The sequence below is a fragment of the Lysinibacillus sp. EB106-09-02-XG168 genome (assembly GCF_058791475.1).
In genome coordinates, this window is sequence record NZ_JBYTDN010000003.1 from 610,188 (window position 1) to 625,969 (window position 15,782).

At 38.5% G+C, this 15,782-nt stretch carries 14 protein-coding genes and 1 pseudogene; 11 read left to right on the top strand and 4 right to left on the bottom strand.

Annotated features, from left to right (window positions below):
• Positions 1-23 precede the first annotated feature (23 nt).
• The 5 genes from AC3WSO_RS03950 (at position 24) to AC3WSO_RS03970 (ending at position 2,862) form a co-directional block, all read left to right on the top strand.
• The gene (locus AC3WSO_RS03950; RefSeq protein WP_492528883.1) at positions 24-863 is read left to right on the top strand and encodes a flagellar hook-basal body protein; all 840 of its coding nucleotides are present in this window, start codon (positions 24-26) and stop codon (positions 861-863) included.
• Between the two features lie 47 nt (positions 864-910).
• Positions 911-1,195 carry a DNA-directed RNA polymerase subunit beta gene (locus AC3WSO_RS03955; protein WP_492528885.1) on the top strand — a complete coding sequence of 95 codons (285 nt, stop codon included), beginning with the start codon at positions 911-913 and terminating at the stop codon, positions 1,193-1,195.
• Positions 1,196-1,396: 201 nt separating this feature from the next.
• Positions 1,397-1,834, top strand: coding sequence for a 3-hydroxyacyl-ACP dehydratase FabZ (gene fabZ / locus AC3WSO_RS03960; RefSeq protein WP_492528887.1), 438 nt, complete (start codon positions 1,397-1,399; stop codon positions 1,832-1,834).
• Between the two features lie 193 nt (positions 1,835-2,027).
• Positions 2,028-2,411, top strand: coding sequence for a hypothetical protein (locus tag AC3WSO_RS03965; protein ID WP_492528889.1), 384 nt, complete (start codon positions 2,028-2,030; stop codon positions 2,409-2,411).
• A gap of 109 nt (positions 2,412-2,520) precedes the next feature.
• Entirely contained in the window at positions 2,521-2,862 is a 342-nt protein-coding gene (locus AC3WSO_RS03970) for a hypothetical protein (protein WP_492528891.1), read from the top strand.
• A 341-nt stretch (positions 2,863-3,203) separates the two neighbouring features.
• Here the strand turns inward: AC3WSO_RS03970 and AC3WSO_RS03975 are convergent, their stop codons facing one another.
• The gene (locus tag AC3WSO_RS03975) at positions 3,204-4,184 is read right to left on the bottom strand and encodes a nuclease-related domain-containing protein (RefSeq protein ID WP_492528893.1); all 981 of its coding nucleotides are present in this window, start codon (positions 4,182-4,184) and stop codon (positions 3,204-3,206) included.
• 101 nt (positions 4,185-4,285) lie between these two features.
• Entirely contained in the window at positions 4,286-4,711 is a 426-nt protein-coding gene (locus tag AC3WSO_RS03980; RefSeq protein ID WP_079559428.1) for a YwpF family protein, read from the bottom strand.
• Between the two features lie 310 nt (positions 4,712-5,021).
• Here AC3WSO_RS03980 and AC3WSO_RS03985 point away from each other — a divergent pair, with 310 nt between their 5' ends.
• The gene (locus tag AC3WSO_RS03985; protein ID WP_492528895.1) at positions 5,022-5,453 is read left to right on the top strand and encodes a single-stranded DNA-binding protein; all 432 of its coding nucleotides are present in this window, start codon (positions 5,022-5,024) and stop codon (positions 5,451-5,453) included.
• A gap of 252 nt (positions 5,454-5,705) precedes the next feature.
• Here AC3WSO_RS03985 and AC3WSO_RS03990 read toward each other — a convergent pair whose 3' ends face one another.
• Together AC3WSO_RS03990 and AC3WSO_RS03995 are read right to left on the bottom strand one after the other, a co-directional pair.
• Positions 5,706-8,468, bottom strand: coding sequence for a DEAD/DEAH box helicase (locus tag AC3WSO_RS03990; protein ID WP_492528897.1), 2,763 nt, complete (start codon positions 8,466-8,468; stop codon positions 5,706-5,708).
• Positions 8,465-10,039, bottom strand: coding sequence for a hypothetical protein (locus AC3WSO_RS03995; RefSeq protein ID WP_492528899.1), 1,575 nt, complete (start codon positions 10,037-10,039; stop codon positions 8,465-8,467). The genes AC3WSO_RS03990 and AC3WSO_RS03995 overlap by 4 nt, the downstream gene beginning before the upstream one ends.
• Positions 10,040-10,237: 198 nt before the next feature.
• On the opposite strand from AC3WSO_RS03995, the gene AC3WSO_RS04000 reads away from it, so the two are divergent.
• The 5 genes and pseudogenes from AC3WSO_RS04000 (at position 10,238) to AC3WSO_RS04020 (ending at position 15,279) form a co-directional block, all read left to right on the top strand.
• The gene (locus AC3WSO_RS04000; RefSeq protein ID WP_492528901.1) at positions 10,238-10,711 is read left to right on the top strand and encodes a transcriptional regulator; all 474 of its coding nucleotides are present in this window, start codon (positions 10,238-10,240) and stop codon (positions 10,709-10,711) included.
• Between the two features lie 444 nt (positions 10,712-11,155).
• Complete coding sequence (locus AC3WSO_RS04005) at positions 11,156-12,004, top strand: flagellin N-terminal helical domain-containing protein (protein ID WP_492534239.1); 849 nt, start codon at positions 11,156-11,158, stop codon at positions 12,002-12,004.
• Between the two features lie 258 nt (positions 12,005-12,262).
• A pseudogene (locus AC3WSO_RS04010) lies at positions 12,263-12,526 on the top strand (nuclease-related domain-containing protein); the annotation flags it as partial.
• A gap of 768 nt (positions 12,527-13,294) precedes the next feature.
• A complete protein-coding gene (locus AC3WSO_RS04015; RefSeq protein ID WP_492528903.1) occupies positions 13,295-14,566 on the top strand; it encodes a nucleotide sugar dehydrogenase in 1,272 nt (423 codons plus the stop codon).
• The gene (locus tag AC3WSO_RS04020) at positions 14,563-15,279 is read left to right on the top strand and encodes a WecB/TagA/CpsF family glycosyltransferase (RefSeq protein ID WP_492528905.1); all 717 of its coding nucleotides are present in this window, start codon (positions 14,563-14,565) and stop codon (positions 15,277-15,279) included. The genes AC3WSO_RS04015 and AC3WSO_RS04020 overlap by 4 nt, the downstream gene beginning before the upstream one ends.
• Positions 15,280-15,782 lie beyond the last annotated feature (503 nt).

Consider the following 15,782-nt stretch of genomic DNA (forward strand, 5'->3'; position numbering starts at 1 on the left):
AGGCGAACAGGAGGCGTTTGATCATGCTACGTACAATGATGACTGCTACAAACACAATGGGGCAATTACAAAATAGACTAGATACAATTAGTAATAACATTGCCAATAGCAATACACAGGGCTATAAAACAAAAGAAGCTACATTTAATGAATTGCTTTATCAACAATTTAACAATGACAAGCAAGATCGTGCTGATCGACAATCACCTGTTGGTATCCGTTACGGTTCAGGTGCAATGCTTGGACAAATCCAATCTAATCAAAAACAAGGGTCTCTACAAACAACAAATCGAGATCTTGACCTAGCTTTTACAAAACCAAAACAATATTTCAATATTTTAATGCCAGATGGTGAAAATGGCACAAAAACAGTGTATACTCGTCAAGGTGACTTTTATTTATCACCATTAAATAATGGAACAGTAATGGTTGTAACTGCAGATGGATATCCATTGGCAAACGAAAACGGGCAAGCTATTACATTACCAGACAATGTAAAAAGTTTTGCGATTCGTGATGGGGGCGTATTAGAGGCATCATATCCAAATGGAGATGTTATTCGTACTAATGTAGGGGTGACAGAGTTCCAAAAGCCACAGCTTATGGAGGACATTTCTGGATCTTATGTTGGATTGCCGAATAACCTAGTTCAGTTAGGATATACGCAAGCTGAAGTTGTCACTAATCTACAAGGTGCAAATCGTCAGCAAATTGGTATGCAAAACGGTACGCTAGAAATGTCGAATGTAAATCTTTCAAAGGAAATGACGGATTTAATTCAAACACAGCGTTCTTATCAATTTAATGCGAGAGCTGTCACTTTAGCAGATCAAATGCTTGGGCTCATTAATGGTATTCGATAGTAAATCCATAATTACTGTTTAGTAAGGAATGAAGAGGAGTACAATTTATGACAAACGATTCAAGTCGAGGTTCTATGCAAACAAAAGAAACCGATACGCCACCAGAAGAGAAGGAACACGGCTCAAATGGAGAGCAACGAGAGGTTCGATGGGTGCAAATACGGCTGATTCCGATTTGGCTACGCGTTGTACTTATTATCATCTTAGTTGTTGTCGCCGCAATTTTAGGTACAATAATTGGCTATAGTGTAATTGGACAAGGTAAAGCCATGGACGTTTTCAAACTAGAAACATGGCAGCATATATTTGATATTATGAATGGTAAAGAATAATAATATTCTTTACCATACTTTATTTTACATAATTATTTATGTAATGGTTTATAACAGTTACTGAATGAAGATTATAGTCTCCGGCGGATGTCACAGAATTTTTTTGTAGGCACCATTCAAAATCCGGACACATTTTTTATCTTTAGCGACAGCTACAATTACGCCAAGACATTGATATTAAGCATTCAAGGGGGAAAAGTAATGTTAACAGCAGAACAAATTCAAGCAATTTTGCCACATCGTTATCCTTTTTTATTCGTTGATCGTATCGTTGAATTAGAAGAAGGTAAGCGTGCAGTCGGTTTGAAAAATGTCTCTATGAACGAGGACTTTTTTAATGGGCATTTCCCTGGCTATCCAGTAATGCCTGGGGTTTTAATTATAGAGGCATTAGCACAAGTAGGTGGCGTAGCATTATTAAACGCAGAGGAATTTAAAGGTCGTCTAGCTTTCTTGACGGGAATTGATAACTGTCGTTTCAAGCGACAAGTAGTACCGGGAGATCAACTTCGATTAGAAGTAGAGTTCGTGAAACTCCGTGGAGTTATGGGCAAAGGTCACGGTGTGGCGACAGTTGATGGAGAACTAGTATGTGAAGCGGATATTCTATTCGCTATTGGACCTTCACAACCAAAATAGGTGTAATTTGCAATTATAGGCTAAAAGATTTAAAATAATTATATCGAAAATTTTCTTAACTGTTAATCTTCTAATAGTTTATTATAGGGAGTGCAGTTAAAGAAATTACGTATTTTATAAAAATGCAATGCGCTATATGTGATTGTGAATAATACATGTAGTTTTGTTTTTAAAACGTAGGAGGATTATATAGATGTATAAGGAATTGTCTTCAGGTGTAAAAATTAGCATTACGCGTTCGATTTCAACATCTTTTGAATCATACTTAGCAAGTATTGATTGGAAAGAGGAGCGTTTTTCTATGGAAGACTTCATTGCTAGCTGGCAAACTTATTTTCAAGAAAATGCCGCATGGATCGAAAAAATCCCAGCAGATGTTTTGATGAATACTGAATTCCATGAAGAGATGGCGCAGAAAATCGACGAAGTAATTGCAAAAATTTTAAATGAAGAACCAACAGCTAAACAAATTGAAACAATTGAGGCCTTGCAAAAAGAGCTAGGTACAAATTATAGCTTCAACTGTAAAGCAGAAGCAGCGTACATTGAACAATTGTTAAAAGAAAAACAAAAATAGTTTGTAAAAAAATCGGATAGTTCTCTCCTTTCCCGGGCAATCTATGTAGGATCACAAATACACACATTGTATTTGATGACATAGCACCGGAGGAAGGAGGTTTTTTCATATGTGGAGAATGTCATTTTTGGCAATTATTCTTGCTGCATTATTCCTTGGAGGTTGTAACTGGGGAAATAGAGCTGTAGAAACAAGACCAGCGGAGAACGTTAAAGAAGACGTTCGCCGAGGTGTTGACAGAGTAGAAGACGCTGTAGAACCGAATAGACGAAATGACGTTTACGATCGTAACGTTAATGATGTTAACCGTAACAATGTTCTTCCAGAATCTACAACACCAGGTACAACGACAGTACCAGGAACTGTAACACCAGGAACAACAACAACACCAGGAACACATACTACTGGTGAAGTTAAAGAAAAGATCGTCGAAGAGAAAGTTACGCGATAATTTGAAAAGGAGTGTTTCCAACCAATGGAACACTCTTTTTTTATTTCAAATTCACTTTGATGAAGGGTGAGTGATCTTTTCTTTTTAAACAATTATATGGACTTAATCTGAATACCCGCAGAAGAGAAACGAATTCCCGCGGAAGAGGAGTGAATACCCGCGGAAGAGAAGCGAATACCCGCGGAAGAGGAGTGAATACCCGCGGAAGAGGAGTGAATACCCGCGGAAGGGAAGCGAATACCCGCGGAAGAGAAGCAAATACCCGCGGAAGGGAAGTGAATACGTGGAAGAGAAGTGAATACCCGCGAAAGGAGAGCCCCCCGAGAACCACACCCACCTCTTCAAGAAGAGCTGAAAAACGGATTCATATACTCCATCAAATTCTCAGGTAATTGGTAAACGCGATTTTTATAAGAACCTGTATAGGGAAATTGAAATTTTCTAAGTAAACGATTGGCAGCATCACTGGAATGAATATTAAGAAAATCACGTAACTGTTTGTTGGTAATGGTCGGTCTAACTAAATATTGATAATCTTGTAAGGCTTCAGCGAAAATTTCTTCGCTTGCATAGTGACAGTATAAACATTTCCAAATTCCACGAGCAAAATGCATTTGGGATTTGTATTGGCATTTCGGGCAAAGCACGCCTTGGCGGAATCGTGAAGAATCAAGAGAAGCCGGAATTTTCGATGGCTGATGACGACTGAGAAGGTGTTGGGCTATTTGTGATAGCTGTTCTTCTCTTAAAATAGTTTGTTTATATTTTTTAAACAGGGAATGAAGATGTTTTTGAAGTCCTGAAACATGGAAAATAGGGATTGTGTTTGGATGACTTGCAATGATCGCGGAAGGGTTAGAAATAACAACTGCGCCCTCAATGGGGAGAGAATAGTTTTGGCTAATAACTTTAAGAAATTGCATATGTCGTTGAGTCTGAGTAAGTGCATTTGGAAACCCTTCAACAGTACCATCTGGCTTTGTTCGAATACACTGATGAGTAGTTTCATCAAAATCAATGCGTCCGTTAATATTTTTTATTTCAATCACTAGCAAAAAATTACGGCAAATAAAAAGAGTATCAAGTTGATACGAATGCTGTGCAGAATTCATCAGAATTAAATTATGTAATACTAAAAAAGTATAGGGACATATTAATTCAAGCCATTCACGGTCAACTTTTCTTTCGCCAGCAAAACCGGCATCGAATCGTCGAAATTGCTCATTATAATAGTTAAAATCAGGATCCTCATCGAACAACCGCCGCTTTAAAGCCTCAAGCCACAGTAATTTTACGGGCTTTTTCCTAATAGCAATAGTCAAGTATAGTTACCTCCTCTAACTTTTACATCGTATTGTACCTTAAAATCTATTCCTATCCAATAAAAAATAACGATGCAAATGTTTGCATCGTTAAATGAAGTTCAATCATTTTTTAGTTTTGGTCGTTCTTTCATATCGTGTGAGAAGCGGTCCAATAACTTATCTAAAGTAACACCCTCAGCAAGCAACTCGGCAAGTAATTGTTCAGCATATTTTGAGCGTTTTATCTTGAGCTTCCCTTTTAGCAGGACAGAGATGTGCTCGCCAATTTCTTGGACTGTATGTACGGCAACCTGGAAAGGAGCAGGCTCATTATCTGGAAATGAAATAACTGCACGTACATTAAAGACAGTAGCATTCGCTAAAAGTTCATCAAAAGTTGAACGATATTGTCGGTCCATAAACAGTTCAAGAATCCAAGATTGATGGCTATTTTCCTGGTTAATAATAATACCATCGACTAAAGGGAAAGGTTGCTTGCCCTCTTTTGTGACAAGGTCAAAGGAAAGCATCTTAAATGTTTTCATTATGTAATATCCTCCTAAGTCGGTCATCCTTTTTAGTATAACATATTAAATTAGCCCCTGTTTATGGAAGGGTCCATGCAGTTTTTGGTGCATTCAATAAAAACTGCGAAATTGCATATTTCAACAATTAGCATTTGCAACTACAGGGAAAAGCATTCAGCTTGAAAAATCATTTAAAACTTGAAAAGTAAAAGCCTCAATTTACCCAATTTATGATTAAAAACTGAAGGAAATGATAAAAATCGACTTTTGCCAATGCTGAATTAATTTTTGTATGATGAGAGCAATCAAAAGCAAAGGAGGTGAATCAATGAACCAAGTCGGACTGGTCGGAAGGTTAACAAAGGATCCAGTGTTACGACACTTATCTGAAAATCGCGTGCAAACACATTTTTCACTAGCCATTAATCGCAATTACAAAAACAGTCGTGGGGAAGTGGATGCTGACTTTATTCTTTGTTCAGTTTGGGGAAGGCTGGCAGAGCATATCGTCAAATATTGCGGAAAAGGCTCATTAATTGGGGCAAATGGTCGTATTCAATCAAGATCATTTTTAAATGAAAACAGCACAAAGGTTTTTATAACAGAAGTAGTCGTAGAAGATGTCCGATTTTATCAGCTTAAGCCAAGGGATCGTGATGGGGCTATTGTGTTGCCAAAGCCAACTGATGAGCAGGACGGCTTAGCCGATTTTGTACTACCTGATGTAGAAGTACAATTACCAGTAGTATCGCAATCCTAAATGGTACATACGGGGCAAGTGCAAGCTGTCTGATCCGCCATTTTCCTTCTATACTTGCACCGTAATCAATCAATTTAGAGAGGAATGATGTATACCTTTCATAACGTAGTTCATTGCTGAAGACCGCTCAGCAATGAGCCTTAAACACAACTAAATATTAACATGAAGTAAGTAGGGAAGAAGTAACAAGCAATGTCCGCTGAAAAAAAGAGCGCCAAGAACGTTTTGCTCTTGGCGCACATATATAAATTTTTAGAAATCGAGCGTCATTAAATCACGAAGTTCATCATCTTCTAACTCAGTTAACCATTTGCTTGATTGAATTAGTTCTTCTGATAATGCAGATTTCTGAGCTAGCATTTTATCGATTTTCTCTTCAATCGTACCAATAGTTACAAACTTATGCACTTGTACAAATTGTGTTTGGCCAATTCGATATGCACGGTCTGTCGCTTGATTTTCAACAGCTGGATTCCACCAGCGATCTGCGTGTAGGACATGATTTGCAGCTGTTAAATTTAGCCCTGTTCCACCTGCTTTTAATGAAAGGATAAATATTGGGAAATCTCCTGCCTGAAAAGCCTCAACTAAGCGGTCTCGCTGCTGCTTAGGCATCGCACCTGTTAAGAACGGTGCATCAATATTATATAGTTCGCTAAAACAATGCTGTAGTAATTGTCCCATTCCAATATATTGAGTGAAAATGAGGCATTGCTCGCCGTTGTCCACAATTTCTGTAGCCATTTGCACGATACGTTCTAATTTCGTAGAACGAGTCAGCATTGATTCTGCATCCTCGAAAGGTTCTTTTAAATACAAGGCAGGATGATTACATAATTGCTTTAGCTTACTGAGCATCTTTAAGACGCGTCCCTTTTTTTGAAAGCCTGTTAATTGCTCGAGCTGATCGAGCGTCTCTAATATATATCCTTCATATAGAGAGGCTTGCTCAGTTGTTAATGGGCAATAATCGTGAGACTCTTGTTTATCTGGTAAGTTAAGCTGTAAGTGTGGGTCACGTTTTGTACGACGAAGTAAAAACGGTTGAATTTTTGTACGTAACTTCTGTTTATGTGACTCTGATTCATCTCGTTCTACCGGTAAAATAAATTCTTCATTAAAGCGACCGAAGCTACCTAAATAGCCTTTATGGATAAAGTCAAAAATTGCCCATAGCTCAGATAAACGGTTTTCCACCGGTGTACCTGTTAAAGCAATATGATGCGTACCATTTAATTTACGAATAGCTCTTGATTGGAGGGTTTGCATATTTTTAATATTTTGAGCTTCATCCAGTACAACTGTTGACCAGTCTACTTCCTGTAAAAACTCAGCATCCTGAGATACGGTGCCGTAAGTAGATAAAATCACATGTGGTTTTTCTCTTTTTACTAGCTGTTTAAAAGCATCCTCCTTTGCTCGATTCGCCTGATAATGCGTATGCACAATCAACGAAGGAGCAAAACGGGCAAGTTCCTTTTGCCAGTTGCCTAACACTGAAGTAGGACAAATAATTACGGCTGGCTTTGTATCTTCAGTTGATTCATAAAGATACAGCAAATATGAAATAAGCTGAACCGTTTTACCAAGACCCATATCATCCGCTAAGCACGCACCAAAGCCTTGTTCGCGCATGAAGACAAGCCATTCGAAACCTTCATGCTGATAAGGCCGTAATTCAGCCTGTAAAGCTGTAGGAACGGGTACTGTAGGAAGTCCTTTTTTCTCTTGAAGCTGCTCCATATAGGATTTAAGCGATTGTTGCAATTCAAATTCAAAAATCGGGTCATCCCGCATTTCATCATCGGCATCCTCTTCTTCAAGAGGTAAGGATAAATCCTCTGGTAGCTCTCGAAATAGCAATTCACGAACAGTCCAGCTTTCGTCTTCTGCTTGCTGCATCAAAGTACGCATCTCTTGCATCCAGTTTGCATCGACTCTAAACCATTCAGTACCTATACGAATGAATTCGCGTTTCTCTTCCACAAGCTTTTTAAATTGCTCAGGTGAAATGGACTGACCATTCATAGAAAACTGCCATTTGAATGTTAAGATATCATCTAGTCCAGCAACTTTCTTTGTCGATACATTGCCAGTACTTACACGAACACGCATTTTTGACTGTTTTAAATCCTTAAGCCAAGCCGGTAATACAACGTCAAAGCCGAGTGCCTGTAATCTTGCTAAATCTTCACGTAAAAATGTTCGAACTTGTAAATCCTCAAGCATAATACGGATGAAAATATCGTTACTTACATCTTCAATAGAAAGAAGATCTACAATTTGACCTTGTTGTTGTTCAATAGCTTTAGCATACATTTCCCATTTTGCTGGTAGAGCATCAGCGATTGGTAGTGACTGCTTTCGCATAGCAGGCGTCCAGTAGTTCTTAGCTGTAGCCGTGCTCAGTACTGTTTCTAAAAGCCAAACATCAGAATCTTCCTCAGGCTCACTTAAGCGTAGAGAGACTTTAACTGTACCTGCTTGTCGTTCCTGGTCTAATGGCCAGCCACCACGCAAGAAAAATGGCACTAGCTTTGGTAAATCAGACAGTATAAGACCTGCTTGTGCCAGTTTTTGCTGCACGGCAGTTTCTAATAAAGCTGTTTCAACACCATCCAGAGGGAATGTTAGCGAGGAAAAATCATCTGCAATAACAGCGTGTGACCAGAGCGATGGCTCCTGCCAATACGTTTGTAAAGCAGACGCTTTTTCTAGCAATACCTGACTTTCTGAATTTACACCTTGCCATTCAATAAAAGGATGTAGATAACGCTGTGAAAAAATATCAAGGAGCTCAGAAGTTGAAACCTCAATAGTAAGCTCTGAACGATTGGTTAATATCCCATAGACATTCGCTTCATAGTTAAAAAATAATGAAGAAATGAGTGAGTCTGCGTCCATTGCTGCACCATCAGCAGTAAACCCCTGTAACGTAAAATATCCTTCCTGTGCAGCATGAATACGAAGCTGTAATTTTTTTGAAAACGGGGAAGGAGCATTTATAGTCATCATACTAAGTTTCCTTTCTCAATTTCTTCTTGTAATGCACGGAGTCGTTTATACTCTGCACGAATGGTTTGCATATATGTTTCGAAATAAGCAGTTTTACCAGCACGCTTTGCTGCACTGCGCATACTTTTCCAAATTCGTACAGCTTGCTTATAGTTCATACGTGATTTTTGTGTAATTTCAGCCATGGCATATAGATGATATAAGGGCAATACTGTTGCAGGAGCTACTTGAAGCACATCCTTTAATCCGCACATTTCTAAATAGGAAAGAGATGAGAGGTTTAGCTGATGAAGGGCTGCCCAATCACGATAACGTCCTTTTTTAATAAGAAAGAACGAAAACGGCTGAAGCCCGTAAACACCAAATGCACTATATAATGTAGCTTCCTCTTCCTCTGTAAGCTGTATGTCTTCGTATAAAAGCTGGAATTGCCGTACGTATTGAGCTCGCTTTACAACTGGCACAGTTTGTTGTAAAAAGACTTCGGTAAATGGTAGCATCGCACGTAAAATGATGGTTTGAGCAAGTGATTCACCAGCACGTTTTGCAAATGTAGCTAGTTCAAAAAGGTCCTGCATTTGTTGTACATCAATATGAGCAATTCTTTCTTGTAATAAACTTTCTTTTTGTAGCAGTACATAAAATAGCAGTTGTAAGGACTGCAAGGAAATCTCAGATGAAGGATTCTCAAGGTTATTGATAAGTTCTAATTCCTGTTCGCGTCGTGGCTTTTCATAAAAAAGCACTGCCCAAAGCAGCATATAAATTTGTAGTCGATCCGCAAACAATCCTTGTCGTTCCAATAAAAAATTCCTAACTAATTCCTGAATCGCATCATAGAATGGGTCAGTGGCAAAAAGTCGTGATCGACCCGTTAGCTCGGTCAAAATACTTTCGAATGATTGGACGCTTTGATCAATAAAATATTTCATATAAGGAGAATCCAACGAATGTCCTTTTGTCTCATTTAAATGACGCCATATTGTATTAAAGATCGATAGCTCCATAAAAAGCTTATAAAGTGGCTGCCACTCGCGCTCAAATGGCATATGCCGTTGAAGTCGCTCCAGTGCATCCGACCGTATAGCTGAAAGGCCATACCCTTCTAGAATACGCCCAGGTGGTAATAAACGTTTCATAACTTCATTGACCATCAATTGCCAGCTTTCTGGACTTCGTTCATCTGCTAATGATTTTAATTGCACTGATTTTTGCGCACGCCAAGCGCTTGACCAATTTTGCACAGAATCAAAATACTGATAGAGGGCAAGCAATGCGCCAACTTGATGTCTGCACCATTTCAGCTGAGGACAGTTACAGCTCAACTCTTCTTTGGCAAAATCAATTTCTACAGAAGCAGGTCTGACATCCTGTACGCTTGCATATAATATAGAACTCGCTCCATTAAAACGTTCAAAGACAACTGATTTATTCCGCACTGAAAAAACAGCACGACGCACTAGCTCTTCGTCTTCAGTAGAGGAAGGATGTAACGCCTGTTCAGCTTCCTGTAATTTGGCAAGGATAAATTCTTGGTGTTCCTTAGCTAATTGGGCAATAGACAATGCCATAACCTCACTCCTTTCAAAATGTATAGCTAGTGATCATGTAAGTATAAAGAAAAAAAGACTGTCCTTCCATTATACGATTAAAATGCGTCCATGATAAGTCGAATGATTCGAAAGAAAAAAATCAAGGAGAAGATAGTTAACAAGGTAATTTATTTATGTTAAAATCTGAATAATCAGATAAATAAGGAGGGATGAAGGATGATGCAAGTTCAATATATGAAGCCGTTTTACACGAAGATTACTGGAGATAAACTGCGTCTAGTATTTGCTTATCAATATTTCTCTATATTAAAAGAGAATGAGATTTTCCATTTCATTCCCATTGAAGGTAAAGAGATGATTATCAACTTGAATACACAGCAAATTGAAAATATATCTGAGGTGTTTGTTTTCCAGAAAGGGAATCGTTTTATCCGACTACCATTATATCAATTATTATTAATTACAAATGTTCATGACCATCTAGCACCGATTCTTGAAAGCGCTACGCCAAAGCCCCAGTTACCACTTGTATCTTCAGTGACTGTTGGCGAAGTAGATCAGCTCATTACAGAATTGGAGCAGAAAAACATTGATTATTTAATCGATCAGGCATTACTAGATCAAAATAGAGATCTCTTTTTTGAACTACTACAACAAAAGAACCATCAACTCGGAGGTTTCCAAAATTGAATACACGGTATTTTATGTAAGCACCCTTTCTATATAAATGAAGTGGGTGCTTTTATCTTCAGAAAGACTGCCACCTCTGAAGGTGATGAGGTTCCTGATGAAATAGGGAAACACGGGGTAAGAACGTCAAAACGCCTTAGAAACCAACATCATGATGTCGCTACGCTTTAGCACAAAAACCACCTTGTTGCTGTCGCTAAGTTAGCACTGTACTTTCGCACAAAAACCATTGCTTCCTTAAAGCCCACACGGATGTTAAATGGCATGAATGGTGCGGGCACAATTACACCAGAGCAAAATCCATATGGGTCTAAAGTCGAAATCATAAAAGCGGATGAGAAGCTGTTACTATTTAGGGCTTACTAAATTAGAAACGATTACCAAAAAGAGTTAAAGAGAATGTCACAAAGACCGATATACTTAACAATAGGGGGTGGTGAAATGATGATTGGGAAGTGGTCAGCAACGGGGATGTCCATTTTAAATAATATGAATAGACATTACGGGGCAATGAGTAAGGCAATGCTTCGAATTTCTTCTGGCTACCGTATTAATAGTGCTGCTGATGATCCAGCGGGACTTGCGATTTCTGAAAAAATGCGTGCGCAAATTCGTGGTTTGAACATGGCTGCGAAGAATATCCAAGATGGTATTTCACTTGTTCAAACAGCAGAGGGAGCATTGAATGAAACACATGATATGATTCAGCGCATGCGGGAGCTTGCAGTCGAGGCAGCCAATGATACATTAACGGATAGTGATCGGGAGAAACTCGATTTGGAATATCAGGAATTAAAAAAAGAAATTCAGCGCATCTCGAAGGATACGGAGTTTAATACGAAGACATTGCTAAATGGGGATTATGCTACGAACGGTATTAAAATTCAGGCAGGTGCTAATTCAGGTCAAAGTATCGAGATGTATATTAACGACATGGGTGCTGGAGCACTGGGCTTGGACGATACGACATCTATTGCAACTCGTGAAGATGCTGATAAAGCTATTTCCTCAATGGATGAGGCTTTAAAGCGTGTATCAAGTGAGCGCTCAAGACTAGGTGCCTATCAAAATCGTCTAGAGCATGCTTATAATGCGAATGTAAACACGGCAGAAAACTTACAAGATGCGGAGTCTCGCATTCGTGATGCAGATATCGCCAAAGAAATGATGAATATGGTGAAGGCTCAAATTCTAATGCAGGCAAGTCAATATGTACTTTCAATACACATGCAACAAGCACAATCGATTCTCAAACTACTCGAAAGCGGAACAATGAGGAATCCCCGATACTAAAGGTGATTCCTTTTTAGTTGGGGTTAAGAGTGGAACAATCGCCTATAAAAAAGAGAACCGATGATTAATTACGAAAATCGCTGATAAACCTAACGAAATTCAAATAGAAAAGGAAAGAATTGATTGATCATAAAACCCTTTGCACCATCCCCATTGACTAAAGGACTTCAAGCTCTAGTGACTCGGTTAAAGCCCACGTACCCACAATATCAAAATCTTCAACATTAACTCAAAAATAAAGAAGCGGGCGATTTTAGTGAGCAGTATGTTATGAAGGAGCTACAGCAAATAGCACTGCTAAACGATTGTCACATTTTCCACAATGTAATATTTCCCTCTGTTCTTCCCAGGCAAATTGATATTTTACTTATTGTCCCCAACGCTATCATACTATTAGAAATAAAAAATATCCTAGGAACTGTACATTTTAAAAATGACCTACGTCAGCTTATTCGTAATCTGGAGCGATTCACGTTTTTACGCATCCTGAAATTCATCTTGAACAGTATATTCGAGGGATGAAGTATTTCTTAGACACCCAGCATGTTTCGATATCCATTTATGGAGCGGTTGTTTTCCTTTTTAAAAATGTAAATATGCATCGAGAGGACGGACGATTGCCGATTTTTATGGCATTTCTGTATCAATATATATAGATAAGTAGAGAGACGACAACTATGACAGATATCAAAAATGTTATTTTGTCACATTTGCAGCACAGAACGCCGTTTCCGCTATGCCAATACTATAAAATTGATACCTCTGCTTTGTATCGGGGTGTTTATTGTGAAAACTGTAATCAGTTTGGGGGCGAAATTGCGCATGACTTGGTATTGTCAAAGTTGAAAATTTCAATGTCAAAATGCACATATACGAGCACTAATAGATTATCACATGCTAGTAGGGGATACAATGTCGAACAGTGATTGCCGTGAGTTTTTGAATATAGGAAGTCAGTATGTAGCAAAACGGCCTTTACAAAAATTAAATTTATCAAGGACTGGGCCTAATCGAATTAGGAAGTACCATTTGTCCAGCTTATATGGGGATTCGCCGCTAAAAGTGTGAGTTGCGCCGCTAACCAACGGGGGAATGCCACCAAAACATCAAATTACGCCGCTAACTTACAAAACTTTTGCTAATCAGACACAGAAAACAGCTTCAAAATAACAAATTGATTCACACTTTCACCTGAAAGATGTATACTATAATGCAGAACAAAAATGCATCACGCATTTACAGAACATATAATTTAACTACTCGTTTTGAAAACGGAAGGAAGAATAGAGAATGACTAAATCAATTTGTGTCGTTGGACTTGGCTACATCGGTTTACCAACGGCTGTAATGTTTGCCAACCACGGCATAAAAGTACATGGGGTGGACGTAAACCCAGCAGCAGTAAAAAGTATTCAAGAGAAAAAGCTTCACATTGAAGAAAATGGATTACAAGAGCGCCTGAACAAAGCAGTAGATGAAGGTTTCTTAACGGCGTCAACGACACCACAAGAAGCGGATGTATTCATCGTTGCAGTTCCGTCGCCAATTAATCCTGATAATACAGCGAACCTAGAATATGTACGTCAAGCTACGGCTTCGATCGTGCCATTCTTGAAAAAAGGTGACCTTGTCATTCTTGAATCGACAGTACCACCGAAAACTGTAGAGCACATTATGCTACCAGAGTTAATCAAAGCAAATCTTGAATTTGGTATAGATTTATTTGTAGCACATTCACCAGAGCGTGTTATTCCTGGTCGCATTTTTGAAGAATTAGTGAATAACGACCGTATCGTTGGTGGGATTGATGAGAAGTCTGCACAATTGACAAAAGAGCTTTATCAAACATTTGTGAATGGTACAATTCACCTTACAGATGCAACAACAGCTGAGTTAGTAAAAGTAATGGAAAACACTTACCGTGATGTCAATATTGCGTTTTCTAATGAGCTTGCAAAATTAGCAGAGAAGCTAGATGTAAACATTTGGGAAGCCATTAAATTTGCGAACTATCACCCACGTGTAAATGTTCACTTCCCAGGTCCTGGTGTAGGAGGTCACTGTATCGCGGTTGACCCTTGGTTCTTAGTTGAGCTAGGTGGCGAGACAGCCCAAATTATTCACTTATCTCGTAATACAAATGACAGTATGCCAAGCTTCACAGCACAAAAAACACAAGCAATCTTAAATCAAAACAAAATTGCTGGTGGCAAAGTAGCTGTGCTTGGACTAGCCTTCAAAGGAAACGTAGATGATATGCGCGAAAGTCCATCTACAATCGTTATTGACGAGTTACAAAATCTTGGATTAGAAGTTATTTCATATGATCCACACATTAAAGAAAATAAACATGCTACACAAACACAAAGCCTAGAAGAAGCGACAAAAGATGCAGATATCATCGTTGTTCTAACAGATCATAATGAATTCAAGGCATTAGAAGCTGCAGAAATGACAGCAAAATCAAAAATCGTCTTCGATACGAAAAACTGCTTAAAACGCGATAAATGGGAAGAAGCAGGCTTCCAGTTCCACCTTTTAGGAGATGCGAAAAACCGATGAAAGAAAAAGTACTTGGCATCAATGTCAATACGGAAGGCTACGATGAGTTAATGGAAATGGCATTCGAGCGCATTGAGAAAAAACAAAAGGCGCTCGTTGTTGCCATCAATCCAGAGAAGATTATCAAAGCAAAAGAGGACCCTGCTCTAAAGAAGCTGCTTAACGAAGCGGAATTTCAAATTCCAGATGGCATTGGTGTTATCCTTGCTTCTAAAATTCAAAAAGGGCAAATTCGTGAACGTGTTACAGGCGTCGATATGATGATGAAGCTTTGCGAGGAAGCTGCAAAACGTGGCAAGCCTATTTTCCTTTACGGAGGGAAACCGGGTATTGCAGATGCGGCAAAAGCAAAGCTAGAATCATTATTTCCTTCTATTAAAATAGTCGGCACACAGGACGGCTATGAAAAGGACGAACAGAAGGTACTTGACCGCATTAACGAAACAAAGCCCGATTTACTTTTTGTAGCGATGGGCAGTCCAAAGCAAGAAAACTGGATTAATACAAATCGCAATCAATTGCATCCAACTATTTATCAAGGTGTAGGTGGGTCATTCGATGTGCTTGCCGGTACAGTTAAACGTGCACCAGAAATTTTCCAAAAATTTGGCCTTGAATGGTTTTATCGATTAATGAAAGAACCTAAGCGTATCAAGCGTCAAATTGCGCTTCCGTTGTTTTTATTGGAAGTGGCTAGGAAAAAACGTCAATAATTTTTAAAAATTGGTATTGTCGTTTTATATTGAAAGTGTTAGACTGTACGTGTATAGGAATTTCCTCTATGAAATAAATAGAATTCCCTGCAAGGAAACAACGGTTGGTAGCCCAAGCGAAAAAAGCTCAAGCATGTACATGCTTGAGCTTTTTTCGTGTATAAAAATATAATTCTACACTTGAGTACATGAACTTCACAGTACAGCCCCCTAAAAATCTTCAAATAGTACGCCCTACAATGTATATAAAAGTAAAAAGTATTTCCAATTTTAATACCGCTTAAAATAGATAGGAAACCTATAATTGGTTATTGTTGTAAAAAGAATGAACATTTTAGGTGTTAGTTCCATATTCTTGTTGGAAAAGATGTTCAAAAACACTTGAAAAATCAGCTTAAATAGATAACAATGGTAAAAGAGAGTTGCATGCCCATGTTTTTCCGGAAATGAATTAGAAACTTTCCCAAAATATGATTGACAACTTTTAGGGATACAACTATACT